Origin of the sequence: Nonomuraea sp. NPDC005983 (assembly GCF_040614375.1) — a bacterium.
In the GTDB taxonomy this organism is placed as follows: Bacteria; Actinomycetota; Actinomycetes; order Streptosporangiales; family Streptosporangiaceae; genus Nonomuraea.
Genome location: NZ_JBEXUP010000089.1, coordinates 1 through 24,663, shown reverse-complemented (window position 1 = coordinate 24,663; position 24,663 = coordinate 1). Strand labels below are relative to the sequence as shown.

28 protein-coding genes and 1 riboswitch are annotated in these 24,663 nt (G+C 69.9%); of the genes, 11 read left to right on the top strand and 17 right to left on the bottom strand.

Annotated features, from left to right (window positions below):
- Nucleotide 1 precedes the first annotated feature (1 nt).
- The 5 genes from ABZ297_RS31345 to ABZ297_RS31325 all read right to left on the bottom strand — a co-directional run bounded on the left by ABZ297_RS31345 (nucleotide 2) and on the right by ABZ297_RS31325 (nucleotide 5,611).
- Entirely contained in the window at nucleotides 2-853 is an 852-nt protein-coding gene (locus tag ABZ297_RS31345; protein ID WP_355353499.1) for a carbohydrate ABC transporter permease, read from the bottom strand.
- Between the two features lies 1 nt (nucleotide 854).
- Complete coding sequence (locus ABZ297_RS31340; RefSeq protein ID WP_355353496.1) at nucleotides 855-1,769, bottom strand: sugar ABC transporter permease; 915 nt, start codon at nucleotides 1,767-1,769, stop codon at nucleotides 855-857.
- A 3-nt stretch (nucleotides 1,770-1,772) separates the two neighbouring features.
- Entirely contained in the window at nucleotides 1,773-3,218 is a 1,446-nt protein-coding gene (gene ngcE, locus ABZ297_RS31335; RefSeq protein ID WP_355353493.1) for an N-acetylglucosamine/diacetylchitobiose ABC transporter substrate-binding protein, read from the bottom strand.
- 223 nt (nucleotides 3,219-3,441) lie between these two features.
- Nucleotides 3,442-4,662 (bottom strand): aminotransferase class III-fold pyridoxal phosphate-dependent enzyme, encoded by a 1,221-nt coding sequence (locus ABZ297_RS31330; RefSeq protein ID WP_355353491.1) that lies wholly within the window; start codon nucleotides 4,660-4,662, stop codon nucleotides 3,442-3,444.
- A gap of 31 nt (nucleotides 4,663-4,693) precedes the next feature.
- Entirely contained in the window at nucleotides 4,694-5,611 is a 918-nt protein-coding gene (locus ABZ297_RS31325; RefSeq protein ID WP_355353489.1) for a carbohydrate kinase family protein, read from the bottom strand.
- A 67-nt stretch (nucleotides 5,612-5,678) separates the two neighbouring features.
- On the opposite strand from ABZ297_RS31325, the gene ABZ297_RS31320 reads away from it, so the two are divergent.
- Nucleotides 5,679-6,269 carry a TetR/AcrR family transcriptional regulator gene (locus ABZ297_RS31320; RefSeq protein WP_355353486.1) on the top strand — a complete coding sequence of 197 codons (591 nt, stop codon included), beginning with the start codon at nucleotides 5,679-5,681 and terminating at the stop codon, nucleotides 6,267-6,269.
- Between the two features lie 109 nt (nucleotides 6,270-6,378).
- Nucleotides 6,379-7,020, top strand: coding sequence for a class II aldolase/adducin family protein (locus ABZ297_RS31315; protein ID WP_355353483.1), 642 nt, complete (start codon nucleotides 6,379-6,381; stop codon nucleotides 7,018-7,020).
- A 14-nt stretch (nucleotides 7,021-7,034) separates the two neighbouring features.
- On the opposite strand, the gene ABZ297_RS31310 is transcribed toward ABZ297_RS31315, so the two are convergent.
- The 5 genes from ABZ297_RS31310 to ABZ297_RS31290 are packed head-to-tail and all read right to left on the bottom strand — an operon-like array spanning nucleotide 7,035 to nucleotide 11,945.
- Nucleotides 7,035-8,192 (bottom strand): alpha/beta hydrolase, encoded by a 1,158-nt coding sequence (locus tag ABZ297_RS31310; RefSeq protein ID WP_355353480.1) that lies wholly within the window; start codon nucleotides 8,190-8,192, stop codon nucleotides 7,035-7,037.
- Nucleotides 8,193-8,204: 12 nt separating this feature from the next.
- The gene (locus ABZ297_RS31305) at nucleotides 8,205-9,623 is read right to left on the bottom strand and encodes a S41 family peptidase (RefSeq protein WP_355353477.1); all 1,419 of its coding nucleotides are present in this window, start codon (nucleotides 9,621-9,623) and stop codon (nucleotides 8,205-8,207) included.
- Nucleotides 9,620-10,669, bottom strand: coding sequence for an ABC transporter permease (locus ABZ297_RS31300; RefSeq protein WP_355353474.1), 1,050 nt, complete (start codon nucleotides 10,667-10,669; stop codon nucleotides 9,620-9,622). Before ABZ297_RS31300 ends, ABZ297_RS31305 begins: the two co-directional genes overlap by 4 nt.
- Complete coding sequence (locus tag ABZ297_RS31295; RefSeq protein ID WP_355353471.1) at nucleotides 10,666-11,556, bottom strand: ABC transporter ATP-binding protein; 891 nt, start codon at nucleotides 11,554-11,556, stop codon at nucleotides 10,666-10,668. The genes ABZ297_RS31300 and ABZ297_RS31295 overlap by 4 nt, the downstream gene beginning before the upstream one ends.
- Nucleotides 11,553-11,945 (bottom strand): GntR family transcriptional regulator, encoded by a 393-nt coding sequence (locus tag ABZ297_RS31290; RefSeq protein ID WP_355353468.1) that lies wholly within the window; start codon nucleotides 11,943-11,945, stop codon nucleotides 11,553-11,555. The genes ABZ297_RS31295 and ABZ297_RS31290 overlap by 4 nt, the downstream gene beginning before the upstream one ends.
- Nucleotides 11,946-12,104: 159 nt before the next feature.
- Here ABZ297_RS31290 and ABZ297_RS31285 point away from each other — a divergent pair, with 159 nt between their 5' ends.
- Nucleotides 12,105-12,476 carry an ASCH domain-containing protein gene (locus ABZ297_RS31285; protein WP_355353465.1) on the top strand — a complete coding sequence of 124 codons (372 nt, stop codon included), beginning with the start codon at nucleotides 12,105-12,107 and terminating at the stop codon, nucleotides 12,474-12,476.
- A 52-nt stretch (nucleotides 12,477-12,528) separates the two neighbouring features.
- Here ABZ297_RS31285 and ABZ297_RS31280 read toward each other — a convergent pair whose 3' ends face one another.
- Nucleotides 12,529-14,097, bottom strand: coding sequence for a DUF885 domain-containing protein (locus ABZ297_RS31280; protein WP_355353462.1), 1,569 nt, complete (start codon nucleotides 14,095-14,097; stop codon nucleotides 12,529-12,531).
- Between the two features lie 22 nt (nucleotides 14,098-14,119).
- Between ABZ297_RS31280 and ABZ297_RS31275 the strand changes: the two genes are divergently transcribed.
- The gene (locus ABZ297_RS31275) at nucleotides 14,120-15,346 is read left to right on the top strand and encodes a DUF4032 domain-containing protein (RefSeq protein ID WP_355353459.1); all 1,227 of its coding nucleotides are present in this window, start codon (nucleotides 14,120-14,122) and stop codon (nucleotides 15,344-15,346) included.
- 3 nt (nucleotides 15,347-15,349) lie between these two features.
- Here the strand turns inward: ABZ297_RS31275 and ABZ297_RS31270 are convergent, their stop codons facing one another.
- Entirely contained in the window at nucleotides 15,350-15,952 is a 603-nt protein-coding gene (locus ABZ297_RS31270; RefSeq protein ID WP_355353456.1) for an NAD(P)-dependent oxidoreductase, read from the bottom strand.
- A gap of 54 nt (nucleotides 15,953-16,006) precedes the next feature.
- Between ABZ297_RS31270 and ABZ297_RS31265 the strand changes: the two genes are divergently transcribed.
- The 5 genes from ABZ297_RS31265 to ABZ297_RS31245 all read left to right on the top strand — a co-directional run bounded on the left by ABZ297_RS31265 (nucleotide 16,007) and on the right by ABZ297_RS31245 (nucleotide 18,491).
- Nucleotides 16,007-16,357 carry a helix-turn-helix domain-containing protein gene (locus tag ABZ297_RS31265; RefSeq protein WP_355353453.1) on the top strand — a complete coding sequence of 117 codons (351 nt, stop codon included), beginning with the start codon at nucleotides 16,007-16,009 and terminating at the stop codon, nucleotides 16,355-16,357.
- Nucleotides 16,358-16,504: 147 nt separating this feature from the next.
- Nucleotides 16,505-16,879: a roadblock/LC7 domain-containing protein gene (locus ABZ297_RS31260; protein WP_355353450.1), complete on the top strand. Its 375-nt coding sequence runs from the start codon at nucleotides 16,505-16,507 to the stop codon at nucleotides 16,877-16,879.
- A 3-nt stretch (nucleotides 16,880-16,882) separates the two neighbouring features.
- Complete coding sequence (locus tag ABZ297_RS31255; protein WP_355353447.1) at nucleotides 16,883-17,674, top strand: hypothetical protein; 792 nt, start codon at nucleotides 16,883-16,885, stop codon at nucleotides 17,672-17,674.
- A gap of 29 nt (nucleotides 17,675-17,703) precedes the next feature.
- Nucleotides 17,704-18,123 (top strand): roadblock/LC7 domain-containing protein, encoded by a 420-nt coding sequence (locus ABZ297_RS31250; protein WP_355353444.1) that lies wholly within the window; start codon nucleotides 17,704-17,706, stop codon nucleotides 18,121-18,123.
- Nucleotides 18,120-18,491, top strand: a complete 372-nt coding sequence (locus ABZ297_RS31245) for a hypothetical protein (protein WP_355353441.1) — start codon at nucleotides 18,120-18,122, stop codon at nucleotides 18,489-18,491. The genes ABZ297_RS31250 and ABZ297_RS31245 overlap by 4 nt, the downstream gene beginning before the upstream one ends.
- 136 nt (nucleotides 18,492-18,627) lie before the next feature.
- Here ABZ297_RS31245 and ABZ297_RS31240 read toward each other — a convergent pair whose 3' ends face one another.
- From ABZ297_RS31240 to ABZ297_RS31230, 3 genes are all read right to left on the bottom strand, one after another.
- Nucleotides 18,628-19,479: a hypothetical protein gene (locus ABZ297_RS31240; protein ID WP_355353438.1), complete on the bottom strand. Its 852-nt coding sequence runs from the start codon at nucleotides 19,477-19,479 to the stop codon at nucleotides 18,628-18,630.
- A gap of 183 nt (nucleotides 19,480-19,662) precedes the next feature.
- Nucleotides 19,663-19,800: riboswitch (cyclic di-AMP (ydaO/yuaA leader) on the bottom strand.
- 175 nt (nucleotides 19,801-19,975) lie between these two features.
- On the bottom strand, nucleotides 19,976-20,176 hold the full coding sequence (locus ABZ297_RS31235; protein ID WP_355353435.1) for a DUF5302 domain-containing protein: 201 nt from the start codon (nucleotides 20,174-20,176) through the stop codon (nucleotides 19,976-19,978).
- A 47-nt stretch (nucleotides 20,177-20,223) separates the two neighbouring features.
- Nucleotides 20,224-21,633, bottom strand: coding sequence for an MDR family MFS transporter (locus ABZ297_RS31230; RefSeq protein ID WP_355353432.1), 1,410 nt, complete (start codon nucleotides 21,631-21,633; stop codon nucleotides 20,224-20,226).
- Nucleotides 21,634-21,718: 85 nt separating this feature from the next.
- On the opposite strand from ABZ297_RS31230, the gene ABZ297_RS31225 reads away from it, so the two are divergent.
- Nucleotides 21,719-22,228, top strand: coding sequence for a PadR family transcriptional regulator (locus ABZ297_RS31225; RefSeq protein ID WP_355353429.1), 510 nt, complete (start codon nucleotides 21,719-21,721; stop codon nucleotides 22,226-22,228).
- Between the two features lie 140 nt (nucleotides 22,229-22,368).
- On the opposite strand, the gene ABZ297_RS31220 is transcribed toward ABZ297_RS31225, so the two are convergent.
- Nucleotides 22,369-22,935, bottom strand: a complete 567-nt coding sequence (locus ABZ297_RS31220; protein WP_355353426.1) for a class I SAM-dependent methyltransferase — start codon at nucleotides 22,933-22,935, stop codon at nucleotides 22,369-22,371.
- 111 nt (nucleotides 22,936-23,046) lie between these two features.
- Complete coding sequence (locus ABZ297_RS31215; protein WP_355353423.1) at nucleotides 23,047-23,898, bottom strand: aldo/keto reductase; 852 nt, start codon at nucleotides 23,896-23,898, stop codon at nucleotides 23,047-23,049.
- Nucleotides 23,899-23,996: 98 nt separating this feature from the next.
- Between ABZ297_RS31215 and ABZ297_RS31210 the strand changes: the two genes are divergently transcribed.
- A complete protein-coding gene (locus tag ABZ297_RS31210) occupies nucleotides 23,997-24,572 on the top strand; it encodes a YetF domain-containing protein (protein WP_355353420.1) in 576 nt (191 codons plus the stop codon).
- The last annotated feature ends 91 nt before the right edge of the window (nucleotides 24,573-24,663 follow it).

The following is a 24,663-nucleotide window of genomic DNA, read 5'->3' as shown; positions in this document are numbered from 1 at the left end:
GTTACTTGAGTGCTCCCGCGCCCAGCCCCGACTGGATCTGGCGCTGGAAGATGATGTAGACGACCAGCACGGGCAGGATCGTCATGCTGAGCGCGGCGAACAGCGCCGGCCAGTCGGCCTCGTAGCCCGCGATGGTGGAGATGCTGGCGACCCCCTGGGTGATGACCCACTTGTCCTCGCTCGACAGGAGCACCAGGGGCAGCAGGTACTGGTTCCACTGGCCGAGCACGTTGAAGATGGTGATGCTGATCAGGCCGGGCTTGGCCATGGGCACCATGATCTGGAAGAACGTGCGGGTGTGGGACGCGCCGTCGATCTTGGCAGCCTCGGCCACCGTTTCCGGCAATGTCCGGAAAAATGCAGCCAGGAAGAAGACCGTGAACGGCATCGAGTAGGCGATGTAGACGAGCACCAGCCCGACGTGCGTGTTCAGCAGCCCGACCTGCTTGACCACGAAGAACAGCGGCGTCAAGGCCAGGAAGACGGGGAACGCCAGACCTGCCACGAAGTAGTAGTAGATGACCCGGCTGCCGAAGAACCGGTAGCGAGCCAGGACATAGGCCGCCATCGACCCGAACAGCATCGTCCCCGCCGTACTGAAGAGCACGACGACGACGGTGTTGAGCATGTACCGGCCGATGTGCGCCTTGTCCCACGCCCTGCCCCAGGAGTCGAGCCGCAACGCGCCGGGCAGCTGGAGCGCGTCCCCGAAGATCTCCGTGTTGTTCTTGAAGGACGCGAGGAACGTCCACAGCAACGGCAGGATGATCAGCAGGGCCCAGACGAGGAGCGCCACGTGCGAGAGCCCGCTGAGCACGCTGAGCCGCGGCTTCTCCAGGCGAGGCTTGGCCATGTCAGAGTTCGATCCTCTCGCGCCTGGTGGTGCGCAACGTCAGCACCGCGAACGTCACGGTGAGAAAGAACAGCGCCACTCCCATCGCCGACGCGTAGCCGAACTTCGAATAGGTGAACGCGGTCTTCCAGATCTGCACCGGCAGGATGGCCGTCGCCCCGTCGGGCTCCCCCTTGTCGCCCGCGAGCACCTGGATCAGCGCGAACCCGTCGAAGGCCGCGATCCCGAGATAGATCCAGCCGACCTGAACGGTGTCGCGCAGCAACGGCAGGGTGATGGAGAAGAACAGCCGGACGCGTCCCGCGCCGTCGAGCGCCGCCGCCTCGAAGTAGTCCTTGGGAATGGCGGCCATGCCCGCGGAGAACAGCACCACGTAGAAGCCGACGGCCTGCCAGACCATCACCGCGATGATGGACCACAGGGCCAGGCTCGGCTCGGTGAGCCAGCCCACCGGCTCGAAACCCAGCTTGATCAGCGCGCCGTTGATGACGCCGCTGTCGTCGGGCCGGTAGACGGCCTTGAACAGGACTCCGACCACGGCCACGGCGAGCACCTGGGGGAAGAAGAACACCACCCGGTAGAACTTCGACCCCCAGACCCCTTTCATGCCCGCCCCGCTCGATCCGCCGCCCAGGTTCAGCAGGAAGGAGAAGAAGAGCGCGATCGCGATCGTCGCGAGCGGCAGCACGAGCAGCAGGATCCCGTGATTGCGCAGCGCCCGCCAGAACGCCTCGTCCTCGAACAGCCGGCGGAAGTTCTCCAGGCCGATGTAGTTCGGTCTCGACTCGTACGCCTTCCAGTCCGTCAGCGAGATCTGGAACGCCTGGACATAGGGGCTGATCACGAAGACCGTGTAGAGGGCGACGGGGACGATGAGGAATCCGGCGATGAACCCGTACCTGCGCAACCGCTCCATCGGCTATTGGCTCCGGGTCTGCTTGACGACGGACGAGTCCTTCTTGATCTCGTCGGCCTTCTTCTGCATGTTGGCGCAGAACTTGTCGGGGGTGATCCGTCCGGCCATCACCACGTTGATCTGCTCGGTGCCGTAGTCGAAGAGCTCCTTGTACCAGCCCTCGAACCGGGCGTCGGTGATGATGTTCTGCCCGGCGGCGTCCTGCGCCTTGGCGGCGCTCTTCAGGCCCGGGGTCAGGTCCAGCCCCTCGGCCGCGCCGTTGACGACGGTGAGGTTCTTGGTCCGCTCCGTGAACCCCTTCGCGCCCTCCTTGGAGAGCATGATCCGCAGGTACTCCAGGCCGCCCTGCGGGTTCTTGCCCTTGGCCGCGACGAAGAAGTTCTCGCCGACACCGACCTGGATCGCGCCGTAGGGCATCTTGTCGGACGAGGTGACGTCCGGGATGGGGGCGATGGCGTACTCGAAGTCGAGCGGCGTGTCCTTGACCATCTCGTTCTCGACCCAGGAGCCGACCGGGTAGAAGAGCAGCTTGTTCTCCAGCTGCTTGACCTGCGTCTGCGTGTGGTCGAGGCCGAAGTACGCTTTGTCGCCATATTTCGCCTGGATCTCCACCCAGGCGGTGACCGACTGCTTCATCGCCTCGACGTTCCAGGCGTTGTCGACCAGGTTGTCGATGTCGATGATGACCTGGTTGCCGCCGATCTTGGCGGCGGTGTACAGGACGTTCCAGAGCTGGTAGTAGGGCCCCTTCTGCCCCGGGTACGCGAACAGGAGGATGCCCTCCTTCTTCGCCGTCTCCCCCAGCGCCTTGAACTCGTCCCACGTCTTGGGGACGGACCAGCCCTTGCCCGCGAACAGCTTGGCGTTGTACCAGAGCGCCCGGTGCGACACCGTGTAGTTCAGCACCAGGTCCTTGCCGTCGATCTTGGCGTTGTCCAGGACGGCCGGGGTCACGGTGTCGCGCACCTTCTTGCCCGGTTCGTCGATCGACGGCGCGTCGAACAGCGGGGCCAGGTCTGCCAGGTGCCCCTCGGTGGCCAGGGCCGCCAGGTCGAGCGCCTCGGGCCCGGAGTTGTTGACCACGTCCGGCACGTCGCCGCCGACGAAGCGCGGGCGGAGCTGGGTGCTGATCTGCTGCGTCGCGTTGTGCTTGATCGTGACGCCGGGGAACTCCTTCTTGTAGAGCACCTCGTGCAGATCCCTGGCGTACGCGTCGCCGTACCCGCCACTGAAGATCGTCACCTCGAGCGGCTTCTTGGCGTCCACGCCGAACGGGTTCTTCGGGTCGGCGGAGGCGGCGAGCGAGGTGGAAGGCGCAGCCGAAGGTGCGTCACCGGCGCCGCCGGTGGCGCAGGCGCTCAGCAGGCCCGCACCGGGGCCCACGACGAAGGCGGTCAGGCCGGCCCGGCGCAGCAGCTGACGCCGGGTGATCTCTCCCGGATGGGTCATAGGGGCGCTCCTGAAGGATCAGTTAGGAAAGTTTCCTAAACGTTTCCCGAAGGTACGAACGGCCCCGGATGCCCGTCAAGGGGCTGCGATCGAGACGTGACCTTGCCGTGACCCTCTCCCGCAGGAAGCTCCCGTTCCGCTCAAGTCACGGTGAATCTGACGACAGCATCGTGGACGCCGCCATGAAGGGCAAGGGCCTGCGCGTCACGCCCTCGGCCCGCCTTCACCCGCCCACATGGGCGCGGGTCTCGGCGAAGGCGCGGTCGGTGCGTTCGAGGGCCTGGGCCACGTCCTCCTCGGTGTGCGCGGCCGACATGAACCAGTTGTGCCACGGGTGGATGTAGACGCCGTGCCGCAGGCAGGCGTCGCTCCAGTACAGGGCGGTCGACAGGTCGGCGTCGCCGTCGAAGCTCAGCCACGGGATCGTCACCGGGCCCGTCTGGTTCACCGTGAACCCGTGCGCCTTGGCCTGGGCGTACAGGCCCTCGCGCAGCCGGGTCCCGGCTCGTTCCATGGCGGCGATGCCGTCGGTGTCGCGCAGGGTCTCGATCGTGGCCTTCGCCGCCGCCATCGCCACGGCGGAGAACCAGAACGACCCGGTCGAGTACAGCGTCTGCGCGGGGCCGCGCAGCGCGTCGGTGCCGGTCACGGCGGCGATCGGGTACCCGTTGGCCATCGCCTTCGACCAGGCCGTCAGGTCCGGACGGACCCCGTACGGCTCCCACGAGCCGCGCAGGTCGATCCTGAACCCCGCCCGCACGTCGTCGATCACCAGCGCGGCCCCGAGCCTGTCGGCCAGCGCCCTGGCGCCGCGCGCGAACGCGGGCTCCACCAGCTCCTGGTCCTCGAACGAGTCGTGCTTGAACGGCGTCACGATGATCGCGGCGACGTCCCCCTCGACGGTGGCCGCCGCGGCCTCCAGCGACTCCAGCGAGTTGTAGGTGAACTCGACCAGATCGGCCCGCTCGCTGGGCGTGGTGCCGGCGGGCGACGGGGTGCACCAGGGGTCGGCGCCGTGGTAGGCGCCGTGCGCCATCAGCACCTTCGTCCGCCCGGTGGCGGCCCTGGCGACCATGAGCGCCTGCGTGGTCGCGTCGGTGCCGTTCTTGGAGAACATCGCCCAGTCGGCGCTGGGGACGAGGTCCACGAGCAGCTCGGCCAGCTCCACCATGACCGGCCCCGGCCCGTTCAGGCAGTCGCCCTTCGCCAGCTGCCTGGCCGCGGCCTCCTCCACGCGCGGGTGCCGGTGGCCGAGCACGACCGGGCCCCAGCTGCACATGAAGTCGAGGTACTCCCGCCCGTCCACGTCCCACTGGCGGCAGCCCTCGCCGCGCTCGAAGAACTGCGGGTAGCCGGGCGCGAAGATGGCCGCGTTGAGGTGCCCGTACATCCCGCCGGGCACCACCTTCGCCGCGCGCTGACGGAGTTCGGCGTCTGTCGTCATCTCTTCGGGCTTCTCTCTGGTGGGTGAGTGGTCAGGTGAGCAGGGCCAGCGTGGTGGGGAGGTCCGTCAGGCCCGCGTCCGAGCCGAGACCGGTCGACACGCGGGCGGCGGCGGCCGTGCCCCAGCGGGCGGCCGTCAGCACGTCCTGGCCGTGCAGGAGGCCGGTGACGAAACCGGCGCAGTACGCGTCGCCACAGCCTGTCGTGTCGACCGCCTCGGTCTTGACGGCGGGCACCCGCTCCGCGCCGTCGGCGGTGACCACCAGGCTGCCCTCGGCGCCGAGGGTGACGAGGACCGCTCGCGGCCCCTCCGCCAGCAGCGCCCGCGCGGCGTCCTCGACGGTCTCGGCCCCCGTCATGAGCAGGGCCTGCGCCTCGTTGGGCAGGACGTGGTCCACGTGCGGCAGGAAGGCGCGGGCCATGCCCAGCAGGTCCGGCATCTCCGACAGGAAGTCCATGGTGACGATCGTCCCGGCGGCTCTGACCGAGTCCAGGAGGGCGAAGAAGGCCGGGTCGCCGAGGCCGAACGTGACGTCCACGCCGCCCAGGTGGATGGCCCTCGCGCCGCGCAGCGCCGCCTCGTCCAGGTCGGCGAAGGTGACCCCGAGGTTGGCGCCCGGCACGTGGAAGCTGGGACGCCCGCCGTCGGGCCTGATGGGCAGGATGGACGCGGCCGTCTGCTCGCCGGGCCTGCGGACGAGACGGGAGACGTCCACGCCCCGCTTGGCCAGCACGGCCAGCAGGAAGTCGCCGAGTTCGTCGTCGCCGACCGCGCCCATGGTGACGACCTCGTTGCCCAGCTTGACCAGGTCCACGGCGGTGCCGGCGGCGGCGCCCGCGGCGGTCAGGCGGATCTGGTCGACCAGCACGGTGTCCTGGCCCTCGGGGATGTGCTCGACGGGCCTGGCGAGGATGTCGACGATGTGGACGCCGACGGTGGCGACGGTCATGGGTCTAAATAGACAGACGTCCGACTAAAAAGTCAATATGCTGAAAGCAGCACGAGAGGGGCAGCCGATGCCGAAGATCGTTGACCACGACGAGCGCAGGCGCGAGGTCCTGTCAGCGGCCCGCCGGGTGATCGTCAGAGACGGCATCGACGCCGCCACCACGCGCGCGATCGCCAAGGAGGCGGGCTACTCCAACGGCGTGCTCGCCCACTACTTCGCCGACAAGGACGAGATCCTGCTGTCGGCGCTGAGCCAGTCGCACCAGCGCATCAGGGAGCGGCTGACCCGCAAGGTCGAGGGCGTCACCGGGCTGGCCGCCCTGCGTGAGCTGCTCCTCGACAACCTGCCGCTCGACGCGGAACGCACCCAGGAGACCCGGCTGGAGGTGAGCTTCTGGAGCCGCAGCCTCGCGGCCGAGCGGCTGGCCGAGGTGCAGCGGGCGGAGGCGGCGGAGCTGCGCGCCGCGGTCCGCGGGCTGCTCGCCGAGGCGAGGGCGGCGGGCGAGCTGGCGACCGAGGAGAACCTCGACGACCTGACCGAGCACCTCCTCGCCTTGATGGACGGCCTCAGCCTCCACCTGCTCCTCTACCCGGACCGCCTCACCCGCGTCGACCTCGAACGCCTGATGCTCGCCACCCTCGACCGAATCTCCGCCTAGCCCTCGACAGCAGGGCCGGCGTGACCGCGTTCACACGCCGCCATCTGGACCGCAGCCTTGGACGGTCAGGGCGATTGATGCATTTCGGACGACCGACTACATTGCCGCCATGAGCCTCCGCGAGCAGTTGTGCGAGTACGGCAGGCGGGCCGTGGAACTGGGCCTGGTGATCGGCACGTCGGGCAACCTCAGCGTGCGGCAGGGCGACCTGGTCGCCGTCACCCCGTCGGGCGTCGCCCTCGACCGGCTCACCCCCGACCTCTGCCCCATCGTGGACGTCGACGGCTACCTGGTGGAAGGCGACCAGCAGCCGTCCTCCGAGACCCCGATGCACCTGGCCGTCTACCAGACGACGTCCGCGCAGGCCGTCGTCCACACCCACTCGGTGTTCGGCACCGTCGTGGCCACCACGCTGCCGGAGCTGCCGCCCGTCCACTACAACGCGCTGCTGCTGGGCGGGACGGTGAAGGTGGCCGAGTACGCGACCTACGGCACGCCGGAGCTGGCGGCCAACGTCCGGCGGGCGATGGCGGGCAAGCAGGCGGCGCTGCTGGCCAACCACGGCGGGGTGACCATCGGCGCCACGCTGGAGCAGGCGTTCGAGGCCACCCGGCTGCTGGAGTGGCTGTGCGAGGTGTACGTCCGAGGGCTGAGCGTCGGCACCCCGGCCATCCTCTCGGACGACCAGCTCGCCGCCGTGGTGGACCGCTCCCTCAACCCCCCGGCCTTCCCTCGGCGCACGGCGTGCTGAGCGTGCGCGGGGCCTCAGGATTGACCGCAGGTCGCAGGGCAGAACCCGACCTCGGGGTAGCGCGATGACGGCTTGTCCAGGAGGGGCTGCCGCTGCGACTTCAGGTGCTGGTCGAGGAAGGCCACCACGTACGCGCGGGTGAGCTCGGCGGAGCGCGCCGCGGGCAGAACGCTGGAGGGCGGCCTGATGCCGAGGGCGCCCGCCAGCAGCGGGCCGTCGGTGAAGGACTCGTGTTCCGCGCCCGACAGCACGAGCCAGCGCTTCCACCCGGTCAGCAGCTTCCAGTCGCGGTCCCACGAATTGTCGCGGCCTCCGGGGGTGTGCTGCGGCGAGCCCATGAACATGAACGGCCGGGAGAGCCCGCTCTTGGGGATGCGGGCGTAGGTGGTGCCGTCCATGTCGACTCCGGCGCGCACCCGGGAGTCCTTCAGCATGGCCGCCACGGCGGCGGCCCCGCCGATCGACTGGCCTGCCATCGCGATCCTGGAGCGGTCGATCAGGCGGGAACCGTCCCACTTCGAGGTCAGCTGGTCGAGCACGAAGGAGACGTCGGCCGCCCGGCCCCGGACCACCCCCGTGCCGAAGCCCGGGTCGGTGTCGCTGTCGCACGCGAGGCACTCCGCGACCCGCCCGCCGGGGAAGGTCGTGGCGTAGCTCTCGTAGGTGTGGTCGATCCCGGCCACGACGTACCCTCGGCTGGCCAGCTCCTCGGCCAGGGACGTGAGGGTGCTCATCGGATTGGTGAAGCCGGGGGAGAGCACCACCAGCGGAAGCCCCCAGCCGGCGGCTTCTGCGTCTTTGATGGCGTTCGTGCGCGTCTTGCTCAGCGTGTCGTCAGGGACGCCCGCGATCCCATAGCGCCTCATGGCGAGCTCCGATTCCTTCGGCGTCATGTACGGGGCCCGCTGCCCGTCGCGCTGCTTGGTGGGATACCACAGGGTGACCTTGAGCTCCCTGGCGTCGACGTCGAGGTTCCAGGGATCGGGGCGCGAGGTGTCCTTCAGATACAGGGCGGTGGTGCCGACCGGATGGACGCCGGTGGGGGCAGGCAGGGCCGCCGGGCCGGTCGGCGTGGCCGACGGGTTGGCGGCGGAGCGGGGCGGCGTGGGTGCGGAGCAGGCGGACGCGGCGAGGACGGCCAGTCCCGCGGCGACTGTCAGGAGGTGTCTCATCGAGAGGTCCCTTCACTTGTGCAGCAAGGTCAGGGCCTTGGCCAGGGCGGGGTCGCGCCCGGCGGCCGCGTCCTTGGGAGTCAGGGGCACGTAGTGGTCGGGGGGCACGCCGATCCGGTCGATCACCTCGCGATCGGGCCCCAGGTGATGCCTGACGGGGAAGCTCAGAGTGGTGTTGTTGCGCAGCAGATACGGCTGCGCCGGGCCGGAGATGACCCCGGCGGTCCTGGTGCCGACCAGCCGGCCGGCACGCAGGTCCTTGACCGCGGAGCTGAAGTGCTCGCACGCCGAGGCGCAACTGCGGTCGGTGAGCACCATCAGCGGCAGGTTGAGCAGCTCAACGGTGTCGTCGGTCCGCGAAGTCTCGCACTTGCCGTCCACGGTGCACTGGTAGGCGGTGACCTTGCCGTGGACGAACGCGCTCACCAGCCGGGTCGCCTCCAAGGGGCTGCCGCCGCCGTTGCCGCGCAGGTCCAGGATGACGCCGGTGAGGGTACGGCCGGTGCGCAGCCTGGAGATCGCCTTGAGTACCCTGTTCGCGGAGTCGGGAGCGAATCCGCGCATCCGTACATAGGCGATGTCGTCGTCCAGCAGCTTCGACCTCACCACTTGCAGGCCGGCCAGATCCCGTTGGAACAGGCCGGGCTTAAGCGTCACGGTCCAGCGGCGGCCGGTGCTCTGCCGCAGCAGCCGCAGCCCGACCGGACGCGCTTGCGGGTATCGCGGATAGAGGGCGGCGATCGCGGAGGTGGCCTTCCCATCGATGAAGGGCACCGATGCGTCGATCGATTCGATGATGTCGCCCGGGCGCAGTCCGGCGGCCTGCGCCGCGCCACCCTGGACAGTGGTGACGAACAGCGGGGGGAGGGCGACGCCGGGATCGCCGTCCACCTGCGAACCACTGACGTTCGCCTCAAGGCCCAGGCCGTAGCCGTCACCGTCGTAGTAGTCAGGCGGCCTTTTGACGTCGTGCGCCCAGCGGGCGTGATTGTCGCCGAGGGCGGCCACGATCGCCTCGAGAGTGACGACGGCCAGCCTCTCCCGCAGGTCGGGGACTTGATCGGTGGTCTTCCTGTAGGCGGTCTCGAAAGCGGTCCAGTCGGCTTTGCGATCGCCGGTCAGCGCCGGCATGGTGGCCTCGGGCACGTCGCGCCCGTTGCGGTTGAGCTCCTGGGTCAGGGCGACGAATCCGGCGGTCAGCAGCACGCGGGCGTCCAGGGTGGCGCCGCTGTAGTAGGTGCCGAGGATGCAGGAGTACGCCTGCTCGATGACGCCGATCGTGGTGGCCGTCTCCGCCCCGGCCGGTCCCTGGGGCCGCGCGCAGGCCGTACCGGCTGCCGCGCTCGCCTCGCTGCGCGGCGGCGTCGGCGCCGTGCAGGCCGCCGCCAAGAGGAGGGCGAGCCCGGCGGCCGCGGTTCTGATCAAGGTCATGACAGGCGCCTCCGGATCCACCAGAAGGACAACCACGTCAGGCCGAGGGTGAGCAGGGCGTAGATCCCGCTCTCGATCCACTGGAACGGCCAGAAGCGCTCAAGCGGCTGGTAGGTCGCCTTCTGCCGGTAGCCGAGCCGGTTGATCTCCGCCGGGCACGCGCCCATCCCTGCCGACGACGGTGCGCAGGGTCCCGACGTCGTCGAGACCTGGACGATCCCGATTCCGGGCTCGGGGCCGGCGATCAGACGTCCGGACGGATCGACGAGATCGCTGGACAGGACCCAGGCGCCCGCGTGGTCAGGAACAGCCGCATTCAGGCGAACCTCCACATGTCCGCCTTGGTCCCGGCTTATGCCGATGCCGTCCAGGTTCATCTTGCTGAGCTCGAAGGTCGAGGTGACCGGGGTCATCAGGTGGGGCCGGACCAGCAGCGGCATGGCGAGCTGGATCGCGGCGAAGACGGCCAGCGTGAGGGCCATTGCGGGCAGTGTGCGGCGCACCAGCATGCCCACGGTCACGCCCAGAACGAAGGCGAACGCCGCATACCCCATCGGGGCGATGCCGCGCGCGCCGAACACCAGGGGAGCCATCAGGGCCAAGTCCTCAGCGGCTGATTTGTCCAGAGGGTCGGACCACCAGGTCACCATGAGGCCGCACAGGCCGGCGAAGGCCACGGCGGTCAAGCCCATGAGCCCGAGTTTGACCGCCAGCCAGCGGCCGCGGGTGATGCTCTGGTTCCACACCATCAGGTGCGTGCCCGCCTCCAGCTCGCGGGTGATCAACGGTGCCCCCCAGAAGAGCCCGGCGAGGGCGGGCAGGAGCAGCACGACGAGAGTCAGGGCCATGAACGAGGTATCGTGCCCGCCGAGGAACCGGTCGTAGAAGCGGTCGCAGGTGTTGTCCTGGGTACAGGCGGCGATCCCGGCGGAGTAGTCGGAGGCCAAGCCGGGGCCGGTCAGGGCCAGGGTGGTGGCGAGGACGACGAGCAGGGCGGCCATCATCGCCGCCGAGCCGCGGAACTGGCGCCAGGTCAGCCAGATCATCGCTGCACCTCCAGAGCGACTCGCCGGTTCTCCGCGGTGCGCTTGTCCATGTAGGCCAGGACGAGGTCCTCCAGGCTGAGCTGGGTGACCGTCCAGGCGGGGTTGTGGATCGGGCCGTCGGTACGGACCACGTACGTGCTCTGCCGGTCGGTGTGGCGGGCGGAGACCACGTGCTGGTCGGCGGGCAGCCGGTCGGGATCGCGGCGCGGGCCGGTGAGCCGGTGATGGGTGGCCAGCAGCTTGTCGACCTCCCCGGCGACCTGCACGCGGGACTCGACGAGCACGATCAGGAAGTCGCACACCCGTTCGAGATCGGAGACCAGGTGGGAGGAGAGCACCACGCTGAACTCGTGCTCGACCGTGGCCTCCATCAGCCCCTGCATGAACTCCCGGCGGGCCAGCGGGTCGAGCGAGGCGACCGGCTCGTCCAGAATCAGCAGCTCGGGCCGCTTGGCCAGGCCCAGGGTGAGGGCGAGCTGAGCACGCTGGCCGCCCGACAGCTTGCCCCCCCGCTGAGCGGGATCGAGACCGAGTTGCGCGATACGCTCTCGCGCCATGGTGGCGTCCCAGCGGGGGTTGAGCCGCGCTCCCAGCCGCAGGTGATCGGCGACGGTCAGCCCGGCGTAGACGGGGGTGTCCTGGGCGACGAAGCCGACCCTGGCCAACTGCGCCGGGCCACTGGCGGGACGGCCGCCCAGCACGGTGACGCCGCCCGCCGTCGGCTCCAGCTGGCCGCTGGCCAGCTTCAGCAGCGTGGTCTTGCCGGCTCCGTTGGGCCCCACCAGCCCGACGACGTGCCCTGCCGGTATGTCGATGGTGCAGTCGCGCAGCGCCCAGCGCTTGCCGTACTTCTTGCCCAGCGCCTGGGCCTCCAGGACAGAGGTCACGCTATGTCCTCCTGAGAGGTGGTCCGAAAAGTGGTCATGAACAGCGCCTCGATGCTTTCCTCGTCGAGGCCGGCCCGGCGGGCCTTGGCCAGCCAGCGCTGCAGTTCCAGCCGCAGCGGGCCGTGCGCGGCCAGCGAGGTGTCGGTGAGCGTCGCCGTCACGAACGTCCCCACCCCCGGCCGGGCGGCGACCAGGCCCTCGTGCTCGAGCTCCCGGTAGGCCTTGAGGACGGTGTTGGGATTGATCGCCAGTTGCGCCACGACCTCCTTGACGGTCGGCAGCTGGTCACCCTCGCGCAGCAGGCCGAGCCGTAGCGCATGCCGTACTTGCTGGACCAGCTGCAGGTACGGCGAGACGCCGGACTTCGCAGCCAGATGGAACTCGATCACCGGTTACTCCATACATCTAGTGTCCTAGTACTTTAGATACTTGCATGTATGGGGCCGGTTAAGAAAGGAGCCCGCTGACGCACGCCGCGCCCGGCGGAGAGCTGTGTCACCGTGGAGGGGGTTATCGCCGCCGTTCCTGGCCGTCCGCCGGAGGGGATCATGACCACACGGCCCACCACCAGCACGGGCGTGCGCGCCCGTGAGATGAACCTCTACCGTCGCTACTTCGATCTCGCCGCCTCGGGGCGGAAGACCATCGAGGTCCGCGTCCAGTACCCCGGCCTGCGCGACCTCAGGGCCGGCGAGCACATCCGGTTCGTGTGCGGCCGCGACGACGCCCTCACCCGGGTCACGCGCGTCGCCCGTTACACCTCGTTCGAGGAGATGCTCGACATCGAAGGGCCGCAGCGGGTCAATCCCGACAGCCCACGCGAACAGCAGCTCGCCGATATCCGCCGTATCTACGGACCCGAGAAGGAGGCTCTGGGCGTCCTGGCCATCGAGATCGAGCTGCTCGCCCCGGTCTCCTGACTGGGCGGCGTCCGAGCCAAGGTGTCGCCGGCCCGCTCGCCGCCCGGGGACGTCACGACAGGGCGGCCTGTTCGGCGAGGCCGAGGGGGAGGCCGCCTGAGCCGGCGATCCGGTCGTGGAAGTCGCGGAGCGAGCCCGGGAAGGACTCCCTGATCCGGTCGATCTCGATGGCGCCCGTCAGGTACGACGGCGCCTGCGTGGGCCAGGCGCAGTAGCGGTTGACCTCGCCCTGGGCGGTGCCGGGCGACAGCGACGCCTTGGTGGACATGAACGTCTCGGCCTCCTCGATCGTCATGTCCTCGCAGTGCAGCGCGGTGTCGACGACGATGCGGGCGGCGCGGAAGACGCGGCAGTCGAGGTGCGCCAGCTCGGTGGCGGGCGTGTCGAAGTAGCCCTGTTCGTGCAGCACCTTCTCGACGTACAGCGCCCAGCCCTCGGTGAAGTACGGGGTGCGGAACACGTTCCTGACGGTCCTGGTGTTGGAGGCCATGTGCGACAGGTGCCAGTGGTGTCCCGGGTACGCCTCGTGGACGGCGATCGACGGCATCTGCGCCCGCGAGTTGGTCCGCAGCCGCTGCCGTACCTGCTCGTCGGTGAAGCCGTCGGGCGTGTAGGGGACGAAGAACACGCCGGTGCGCGAGCTGCTGAGCGGCGGCGGCGCCAGGTAGTGCGCCACCGACAGGATGGGCCTGGTGTACTCGGCGGACGGCAGCACCAGGCACTCCTCCCCTTCGGGGAAGGTCACCAGGTCGCGGGAGCGGACGAAGTCGCGCGCCCGGAGGGTCTCCGCCTCGTACTCGGCCCGCATGTCCTCCAGGGTCGGCGGGTGGTCGTCCATGAGGGACTCCATCGCGGCCCGCCAGTCCTCGGTGCCGTTGACGCGCAGCGCGACCTCGCGCATCCGCGCGTCGATGGCGGCCCAGGCGTCGAGGCCCTTCTGGTGCAGCTCGGCGGCGCCGTAGCCGAGCAGCTCGCGCTCGCGCAGCAGGGTGGAGTAGAGCCGCTCCCCCATCCGCCAGGTGCCGCCGCACTCGAAGGTCTCCAGGAAGGTGACCAGCTCGTCGAACGCCTCGGCGGCGGGCTCCGCGGCCTCCGCGAGCCTGGCGCGCAGGGTCTCGTCCGCGACCATCGAGGGGACGGTGCCGGTGAGGAACTGCCGTCCGGTACGGGCCTGCCCGAGCCCGCGCCGTACCAGCAGCGGCGCGGCGAGGTCAGGGTCGAGGTTGGCGCGCAGGGCGGCCAGCACGCCCGGCACCTCGGCCAGCCGGGCGATGGCCGCGGTCACCAGGTCGGGCTCGGGTTTGAGCCGGTGCTGGAACGGCGTGAACAGGGAGCTGAAGACGGGCCCCAGGTAGGCGGACGGGTCGCGCCGCCACTCGGGCCAGGACGCGACCGCGATCGAGCCTCTGAGCTGGGAGAGGACGAGGTCTCTGTCGATGGCGTCGTCGAGGGTGGGCGTTTCGAGCTTCGACAGCCGCTCGAGCCACTGGACCTCGTCACGCTCGCGGGCGGCCCAGCCCGCGGCGGTGAAGTCGCCGAGCGTGTGGTCGTAGCCGTCGGCTCCCAGGATGCTGGCGAGGACAGGACGGCCAGAAAAGTACCATTTGAGAAACTCGTCCACGGTCGCACAATATCCTGATCAGATGCCTCTCCAGATGACCGGCGCGCTCGGCGACCCTGACCTGATCCGCCTGCCCTGGGAGCTCCCGCTCGCCGACTGGCCGCAGCACCACCTGGTGGACCTGCCCCGCGGCATCTCCCGGCACGTGGTGCGGTTCGCCAGACTCTCGGGCAAGGTCTACGCCATCAAGGAGATCAGCGAACGGTACGCCAAGCGGGAGTACCAGCTGCTGTGGGACCTGGCCAGGCTCGACGCCCCCGCGGTGGAGCCCGTCGCCTACGTGACCGGACGCGATGAGGGCCTGGACGCCGCGCTGATCACCCGGCACCTGCAGTTCTCGCTGCCGTACCGGGCGGTCATGTCGGGCACGCTGCGGCCCGACACGCTGACCCGGCTGCTCGACGCGCTGGCCGTGCTGCTCGTGCGGCTGCACCTGAACGGGTTCTACTGGGGCGACTGCTCGCTGTCGAACACGCTGTTCCGCAGGGACGCGGGCGCGTTCGCCGCCTACCTGGTGGACGCGGAGACCGGCGAGATGCACCCGATGATCAGCGAAGGCCAGCGGCTGGCCGACATCGACACCGCGCACACCAACATCTTCGGCGAGATGCTCGACCTGGAGGCGGGCGAGCTGCTGCACCCGTCCATCGACCCGATGGAGACGGCCGAGGACGTCGTCGCCCGCTACCACCGCCTGTGGAACGAGATCACCCAGGACGAGGTCATCGAAGAGGTCGACTGGCACAAGGTGGAGCAGCGGATCCGCAGGCTGAACCTGCTCGGCTTCGACGTGGCCGAGATGATGGTGCGGCGCAAGGTCGGCACCGGCCGGCTGATCGTCCGGCCGAAGGTGGTCGACGCGGGCCACCACCAGCGGCGGCTGCTCAGGCTGACCGGCCTGGACGTGGAGGAGAACCAGGCGCGGCGGCTGCTGAACGACCTCGACGGCTTCCGGGTCGCCAAGGGGCTGCGCCACGAGGACGAGGCGATCGTGGCGCACCGCTGGCTGGCCGAGGCGTTCCAGCCGACGGTGGCGACGATCCCGGTGGAGCTGCGCGGCAAGCTGGAGCCCGCGCAGCTGTTCCACGAGATCCTGGACCACCGCTGGTTCCTGTCGGAGGCGGCCGGGGCCGACGTGGGGCTGGCCACGGCGGCGAAGTCGTACGTCGACAACGTGTTGGTGTTCAAGCCCGACGAGCGGGCGCTGCTGCCCGACGAGCCCGGCGCGCCCGAGCAGGACCTCCTGTGACCCTCAGTAGGCGACCGTGATGCGCTTGCGCGGGTGCGCGCCGTTCTCCACCTCGTCGGCGATGGCCACCGCGAAGTCCTCGGCGCTGATGTAGCTGCGCCCCCGGGCGTCGGTGAGGAGCTGGTCGCCGCCGATGCGGTAGACGCCGGTGCGCTCGCCGGGGCCGATCTCGGCGGCCGGGCTGACGTAGGTCCAGTCGACGTCGTCGACCTCGCGGTAGAGCTTGAGGACCTCCCGCGCGGCGAGCGACTCCTTCTTGTACATCTCAGGGAAGTCGGGCGTGTCGACCAGGTCGAGGCCGGGCGCCACCTGCAGGCTGCCCGCGCCGCCCACGACGATCAGGCGCCTGACCCCGGCCTTGCGCACGCCGTCGATGAGGGCGCGGTTGGCGGCGAGGAAGGGCGGCGCCGGCTCCGTGCCGTCGCGGGGCGGGGCGATCGCGGAGATCACCACGTCGTAGCCCCTGGCCAGGGTGGCGGTGTCGGCCACGTCGCCCTTGTCGGGGCCCGACCTGCTGAGGGCGGTCACGTCGTTGCCACGGTTGCGCAGCTCGGTCACGATGCGCTGGCCGACCATGCCGGTCGCGCCGAACAGAAGGATCTTCATGCGTCCAAGAGTATCCATCGGATACTGGTTACTTCACCGTGCTATAAGTACCTAATGCATACTGGTGACGTCTTTGATCCGAATTGCCCAGCACGGCTGGTCCTGGACCGCATCGGCGACAAATGGTCGGTGCTGGTGCTGCTCGCCCTCATCGACGGGCCGACGCGCTTCACCGTGCTGCGCGGCCGGATGGGCGGGGTCACGCCCAAGGTACTGACGCAGACGCTGCGCGCCATGGAGCAGGACGGGCTGCTGACCCGCGAGGTCTTCGCCGAGGTGCCGCCGCGGGTCGAGTACGAGCTCACCGCTCTCGGCCGCTCACTGCACGAGCCGGTCTCGGTGGTGGCCAGATGGGCCGAGGAGAACGTGAGCGAAATTCTCCGTTGTCGCGAGAAGTCCGCGTAAACCGCGACTTTTCTCCACCACGGTGGTGCATCTCTCCACCGAGGCGGATAAAGCTTCAACTTCGTACCAGCCCCGCCGAAGACGCCCGATTCGATCATGCCGGTTGTCCCTACGCTGTCCCAGTCCCCAAGACGGCGAGGAGGCCCCGTGCTCGGACTCGACAGCTGCCTGGCCGAGGTCATGGCCATTCCAGGGGCGCTGGACGCCATGCTGGTGGACCAGACGAGCGGCATGGCCGTGGCCAGCAGCAACCCTCCCGGCGTGGACGCGGAAGGCTCCGCCGCCGCCCTGACGGAGGCGCTGCGCGCGACCACCGACGGCCTGACCCGCTCCTGCCCCGGCGAGGCGGTCCGCGTCGACGACATGCTCGTCACCACGGACCGGGGCCACCACCTGCTCAGGCTGCTGGACACGGCCTTCGAGGGGCCGCTGGTCGTCTACGTCCGGCTGGACCTGGAGCGGTCGAACCTGGCCCTGGCCCGCTACCGCCTGCGGGCCATCTCCAGCCAGTTGCTGGCGTGAGCCATGGCCCAGCTCGACACCCTCCTGGCCGGCCTGGCCCGCGAGCGCTCCACGGGCGCGCTGCGGGTGGGCAGAAGCGGCACGATCTTCCTCTCCGACGGGCGCGTGACGTACATGGAGTGCGCCCAGACGCCGGGCGTCGAGCGCCTGCTCTCGGCCAGGGGCCGCGTCCCGGAGGCGGAGCTGCGCAGGCTCCAGGCCGACGGCGGCTGCGCGCGCCTGCTGGAGGAGGGCCCCGTCACGCAGGGCGAGCTGCAGTACTGCGTGCTCGGCGCGGTCCTGGACGCGGCGTTCTTCCTGCTGCCGGTCAGCGGGACCCGGCCCAAGTTCCGCCCCGGCGAGCAGCACTGGCTGGGCGGCCAGTGGTACTTCGACGTCACCGGCCTGGTGCGGGAGTGCGCCAGGCGCCGCGCCCAGCTCGCGCAGATCTGGCCGTCCGCCGACCTGGACGCCGCCCCGATACGCCCGTCGCCGGGGCTGCCGGGACAGGGCGTGACGCTCAGCCGGGTGCAGTGGGAGATCATCGTCCAGGCCGACCGGGTGGCGACCCCGCTCGACCTGGCCAAGCGGCTCGGCAGGTCCGGCTACTCCGTCCTGCTGGCCGTGCGCAAGCTGGCCGCGGCGGGCCTGCTCGTCCAGGACGCGCCCGCCCTGCCGCGAAGGGCGCGGCGCGAGCGCATACCGCCGCCCGCGCCCAGAACCGGTGCCGGCGCCGTCGGCCCCGCGGTCACGGCGGACCCGACGGACCTGGCGCTGCTGATGCGCCTGAAGAAGGCGCTGGAGGAGCTGTCGTGAGGTTTCCCTCACGCAGGAGGAGGCCATCGGTGGAGCTGCGCGACGAGGTACTGAAGGAAATGGCGCTCCTGCGCGAGCGCGCCGCGGACGTCAGCGGCAGCGTCGCCTGCACCGTCGACGGGCTGCCCATCGCCTGTGACCTGCCCAGCAGCGGCCCCGGAATCGGCACGGGAAACGGCACGGGGGACGGCGGGGCGCAGACGGCCGCGCTGTCGGCGGCGCTCCTGGCGATGAGCAAACGCATGATCGCGGGTACGGGCAGGGGCGCCTTGGAGGAGACGCTCATCTCCGGCACCGCCGGCTACGCGGCCTGCTACGCGGCGGGCCCCACCATCGTCCTCACAGTCCTGGCGGGCCCCGGCGCCAATCTCGGCCTGCTCCGGCTGGAGGGGCGCAGGACGGCGGCCGGTCTGGCCGCCATCGCAGCACGCGAACGGAGGAAGACATGACGAGCATGGATATCTCGCTCAAGGAGATGATGACGATCGACGGCTCGATCGGAGCGGCGATCGTCGACCACGGCAGCGGCATGGCGCTGGGCGCGCTCGGCGGCTCCAAGGACCTGGACCTCCAGGTGGCCGCCGCGGGCAACACCGAGGTGGTCAAGGCCAAGCTGCGCACGATGGACTCGCTGGGGCTCAAGGACACCATCGAGGACATCCTGATCACGCTCGGCTCCCAGTACCACATCATCCGCCCGATCAGCGGGCGCGGCGGCAAGGGCCTGTTCCTCTACCTGGCTCTCGACCGCGCCCGCGCCAACCTGGCCCTGGCCCGCCACCAGCTTCGCGCCATCGAGGAGAAGCTGGAGGTCTAAAAGGCTCGACGGCTTGCGCCCGGAGCGGGAGGGCGCAAGCCGTCGTCAGGTGTGTCCGCGATCCCCTGATCCGCGGGCCACTTGAGGGTGGGGTCCCGATGAGCCCGCGGTCCCCGTGGCCGCGGGCTCCCGAGGGTCAGCGTCGGATGAGCCTGCGGATCCGGTCGCGGCCCATCATCAGGCCGCCACCGACCAGGGCCAGGCCACCGGCCACGACCGCGCCGGTCATGCCGCTCGACGCGCCCGAGGCGGGCTCGCTCTCGGCAGAGGCCTGCGGGTGCCTGTCGGCCACGTCGGACACCTTGGCCACGTCGGCCGCGTCGGACACGTCGGCCGCGTCGGCCACCGTGCCGCCGGCCTCGGTCTTGGGCTCGGCAACCGCGGGCGCGACCGGGACGGGCGCGTTCTTGTCGACCGTGTCCTTCTTGACGAGGATGGTCGGCGGCTTGGCCGGGTGACTGTCCACGCGGGACCAGGCGCCACTCGAGTACGCCACCGGGTAGTTCTTCTTGCCGGGGCCGGAACCCCACTTGGTGATGACGTACTTGATCTTGATGTGGCCCTCGCCACCGACGCCGTCCACGCCCAGCGTGCTGCTGTTGAACGTGCCGCCGGTCAGGTAGGCGAACGTCTTGGCGTCCAGGTCGAGCATGACACCGCTGTTGGAGGGGACGCCGGGGCCGCGGTCGCCGACGAAGAACGGCGCCTTCTTGTCCTTGTAGATGACGTAGCCCTCGGTCATCAGCGGCCAGCTCGGGCTGGCGACGAGACCCTTCTGCATGGGCTTGCCGCTGGCGGGCAGGCCGGTGTCTCCGGCGCGGCCGGAGGAGTCGTCCCAGAAGTAGGACGCGGTGGTGCCGCCCCTGAGCAGGGGCTGCTTGTCGTAGGGGGTGTCGGCGTGTGCGGGGGATCCGGCGCCGATGGCCACCGCACCGAACGCGGCGGCGGCGATTGCGGCAAACGAGCGCATGCCAAGACGTACAGACATGAAGTCAAAGAGTCCTTTGTGTGGGTACGGGGAAGCGGCGCTCCCAAGGACGTAGCCGGGCGGGTATGCCGAAACGGTCGCTACGCGGAGCGCTGGAAGTTCAGGGGAAGGGGGGCCGCTCTCAGTCGGCGGCCGGTGACACTACGCGGGCTGGGGGTACGACGCGGTGAACCATCACGTTGGTTGTCCTCTCCATCTCGCCTACCGGGTTAGCTGACGGGTTCGGGCGTGGAGATGCCCTACCGACGCACTTGTCGGATTCACCCCAAAGAGATGGGTCCCCGGCTCCCGCAGGGCTGCGGGATTCGACGCCAGCCAGCTGCCTCTTCCTTGTGAAGGGCCAGGTCACTGGCTGATAACACCAGGACTGTACCCAACAAATCGGACAAGGGCAAAGGTAACACCATAAAACGGGCGAAGATCTACCTTCTAGGACATAGCAGGCAAAAGAAAAGGAGGGCACGGCCCATGCCGTACCCTCCGGAACAGTCCGGTCTCAGCCGCCGCTCTTCCGCCTGAACGAACGCTTGCTCGAAGCCGGCCCGTGGGCCCCGTGAATCTTGGAAGGGTCGGCGCCCCTGCCACCCGCGCCCGAGCCGGCCTGCTGGCTGCGCTTACGCTCCAGCGCCTCGCGGAACTTGCGCTTCAACTCGTCCTCGGGGGTTTCGTTGACTTCCGGCTCCGATGTTTCCGCCATGAGGACCTCCTGGTGTTTGGGACACACACAGCTTCGCACGGCGCGGCTCACGCCGCGAAACCGGCCTCCACCCGCTCTTCACGGACGACGGGCCGCAGCCGCTTGCCCGGCATGGCCACCAACGCGGCCAGCGCCACCAGCGCCCCCGCCACCCCCAGCGACGGGATGACCACCGAGGCGGCCGAGGCGTGCGCGGCGGCCAGCCCGTGCAGCGGCGCCTCGGTCGAGATGACCGAGGTGTAGGCGGTGCCGGCCAGCGCCAGCGCGACCGAGCCGCCGATCTGGCGGAAGAACGTCAGGTTGGCCGAGGCCGTGCCGAGGTACCGGGGCGGCACCGACTGCTGCGCGGCCACCGTCAGCCCCGACAGCATCGGCCCCATACCGAGACCGATGAGCACCATCCACCCCGCCAGCAGCCAGCCGGGCGTGTCGAGGGTCAGGTTCAGGCAAAGCAGCGTGCCCGCCACCATCAGGAACGGCGCGGCCACGAGCCAGGGCTTGTAGACGCGGGTCCTGGTCATCAGCGCCCCCATGACGATGCTGCCGACCACCATCGCCAGGGTCAGCGGGTAGATCCGCAGCCCCGACTGGGTCGCGCTGAGCCCGAGCGCCTCCTGGAAGTACCTGGGCAGGAAGACGACCCCGGCGAACATGCAGAACGCGGTGCAGAACGAGGTCACGTTGACCAGCGTGTAGGTGCGGTTGCCGAACAGGTTCATCGGCATGATCGGCGCCACCGCCCGCCGCTCGACCACCACGAACACCACCAGCAGCAGCGCCGCCAGCGCGATCGGCGCCACCACGGCCGCGCTCGTCCACGTGTTGCCGTCCAGCCCCTTCTCGGTCAGGCCGACGAGTAGCGCGCCGATCGCCACGCTGAAGACGGCGATCCCCAGGTAGTCGGGGCGCTCGCCGCCCGTTCCCCGGAGGTACGGCAGGCGCAGCACCACGATCGCGATCAGCACCAGCCCGAGCGGCACGTTCACGTAGAACGACCACCGCCAGCTCGCGTGGTCGGTGAACAGCCCGCCGAGGTACGGCCCCGCGAGATAGCTGAGCGCCATCACCCCGCCGAGGGCGCCCTGCACCCGCGCCCCCCTCTCTGGCGGGAACAGCTCCATCACCAGCGCGAGCGACAGCGGCATCAACGCGCCCGCGCCGAGCCCCTGCAGCGCGCGGAAGGCGATGAGCTGGGGCATGTCCTGGGCGAGACCGCACAGGGCGGAGCCCGCGACGAAGACGGCCAGCCCGACGAGCAGCAGCGGCTTCCTGCCGTACTGGTCCGACAGCCTGCCGTACAGCGGGACGGTGATCGTCGAGGTCAGCAGGTACGCGGTCACGACCCAGGTGTAGAGGGCGGTGCCGCCCAACTCGGTCACGATGCGCGGCAGGGCGGTGCCGACGATCGTCTGGTCGAGCATCGCCAGGAACATGCCGCCGATCACGGCTACCAGCAACAGGGTTCTCGATCTCGTGTCATTATTCACAGGTGAAGCTTGATATGTAAGCTCTTACATGTCAAGCCATGGGTATGCTGAGCACATGTCCCTACGGATCGCGCTGCTCGGGCTCCTCGAAGCGAAAGGCCCGGCCAGCGGCTACGACCTGGCCAAGTCCTTCGAGCATTCGGTCAACCACGTCTGGCAGGCCGGGCACACGCAGATCTACCCGGAGCTGGTCAAGATGGCGGCTGACGGGCTCGTCGCGGTGGAGTCCGAAGGGGCGCGCGGCCGGAAGATCTACGCGATCACCGCCGACGGGGCCCGGCAACTGCGCGACTGGCTGGTCGAGCACCAGCCGAGCGGCACGATCCGCAGCGAGACCGCGCTCCAGGCGTTCCTGCTCCCCCTGCTCGACGGGGACGACGCCGTGCAGGTGGTCGAGCGCCTCAGGGCGTTCTTCGCGTCCCGGCTGGCGGACCTGGAGTGCAAGCCGCACGAGGGTCCGGGGTTCGGCAGGTACGCGCTCAAGCTCGGCCTCGCGCAGAGCCGCGCCAGCCTCGCCTGGGCCGACGAAACCCTCGCCGACCTCAAAACCCGCTCGACCCCGTAACCCCCGCGGCACCCCTCCCCACGGAACACCGGCTTCCCGGCGCACCCTCCAGGAGACGCGCGCCCCCGACACCCCCACCAGGGGACGCACGCGCACCCTGCGCGCCTTCCCAAGGGGATGACACGCGGGCTCGGGTGGGGTCAGAGGTGGGTGAAGGTGAGGAGGCGGTAGATCGGGTCGGGGGCGGGGCCGCCCTGGCCGTGGCCGATGAAGGTGGACTCGGCGTCCTGGCGGAGGCCGTGTCTGAGCGCTTCCGCGATGACCAGGTCGGACGCGTCCGACGGGCTGGACGGGCCGGTACGGCCGCGGGAGGCGCACTTGTCGACGGTGGTGACGTACACGCCGCCAGGACGCAGCACGCGGGCGCACTCCGCGATCACCGGGCGGACGTCCGGGAGCAGGTGGAGCAGCCAGATCGTGCTGACCGCCCCCACGGACGCGTCACGCACCGGCAGCCGGAAGGCGTCTCCCAGCACCACGTCCAGCCGGCCGCGGGCGATCCGCGCCATCCCAGGGGCGGCGTCCACGCCGAGCACGCGCAGCCCCCGCCTGGCCAGCTCCCTGCCGACCAGGCCGGTGCCGCAGGCCACGTCGAGCAGGGTGCCGCCGGGCACGAGCCGGCGCACCGCGTCGGCCGCGGCCTCCGCACGCGGCAGCCCGCCGCGCGTCTCGTCGTACCGGGCCGCCTCCGCCGAGTAGTCAAGCAACGCCCGCCACCTCCCTGGACGCCGTCACGTACTCGACCATGTGTCATCAGCTCCTCAGAACGTCGCCGCGATCAGGCGAGCCTCACGGGCTCACTGACCGCAGGCACGTGGTCAGTCGAGGGACTTGAGTTCCTCGGGGGTGAGGGCGAGCTCGGTGGCCGCGACCGAGTCGAGGATGGTCTCCGGCCTGCTGGCCCCGGGGATGGGGATCACGACGGGGCTGCGCGCCAGTTCCCAGGCGAGGCAGACCTGCTGCGGAGAGACGCCCCGCGCCTGCGCCACCCGTCCGAACGCGGCGTGCCGGCTGCCGAGCTGCCCGGCGGAGCTCATGCCGCCGAGCGGCGACCACGGCAGGAACGCCACCCCCAGCTCCTCGCACAGGTCGATCTCGGGCTCGCTGGTGCGGAAGCGCGGCGAGTACTCGTTCTGCACGCTGGCGAGCCGCCCGTCGAGCACCTGATAGGCGAGCCTGATCTGGGACGGGTTCGCGTTCGAGATGCCCGCCATCCGGATCATCCCCGCGTCCAGCAGGTCGCGCAGCGCCCCGATGGTCTCCTCGTACGGCACCGCGGGGTCGGGCCGGTGGTGCTGGTACAGCCCGATCGCCTCCACGCCCAGCGCCTTGAGCGACCGCTCGCACGCCTCCACCAGGTATTCGGGCCTGCCGTCAACGTCCCAGCCGTCGCCGGGAGTGCGGGTGTGGCCGCCCTTGGTGGCCACGAGCACCCTGCTGGCGTCGCCGCCCCAGCTCGCCAGCGCCTTGGCCACCAGCCGCTCGTTCTGCCCGACCTGGTCGGACGTCGGCGTGTACGCGTCGGCCGTGTCGATCAGGGTGACCCCGGCGTCGAGCGCGGCGTGGATCGTCCTGATCGACTGGGCTTCGTCCGGCATGTGGCCGTGGACCGACATGGGCATCGCGCCGAGGCCGATCGCACTGACACTGGTCTCGCCGAGAGGTCGCATGTTTATGTCGCCCATCCTGCCCGCAAGGTCAAGACCGCTTCGTCCGGGGTTAGATTGGGCGGCGCCCTCTCGCCCCCCGCTGAGAAACCGGTGAAGGAATGATCAACGATCTCCTAGTCAGCGAGGTGTCCTTCGCTGACAAGGCCGTCAGGACGATCGCCGTGTACCTGGCGGTCGCGTTGCTGCTGCGCCTGGCGGGCAAGCGCGACCTGGCGCAGCTCAACAACTTCGACCTGGTCGTGATGCTGCTGATCAGCAACGTGGTGCAGAACGCGATCATCGGCCCCGACAACTCGCTGATCGGCGGGCTGGAGGGCGCGGTGATCCTGGTGGCGTTCAACGCCGTGGTGGTGCGGCTGGCGGCGTCGGTCCCGTGGATCGGCAGGCTGATCGAGGGCCAGCCGACCGTCCTCGCCAGGGACGGCCACTACCTCGACCGGGTGCTGCGGCGCACCGGCCTGCGCCGGGCGGACGTCGACACGTCGATCCAGCGCCAGGGCGGCACCCACGTGAGCGACACCAGCCTGGTGACCCTGGAGCCGGGCGGCTCCGTGCTGGTGCGGCTGCGTCCCGAGGAGGTGGACGCCACGCGCGGCGACGTCGACGACCTGCGGGCCCGCCTCGACCGCATCGAGCGGCAGTTGGAGGCGCTGCTCGAGCGCGGCGCCCACTAGGGCGTGTCCCGTGGATCTTTAGTGGCGGTTGGTGTAGATCAGTCCGGTGGAAGATCGCCTGAATCGTCATGATCTGACTGATGCCGAGTGG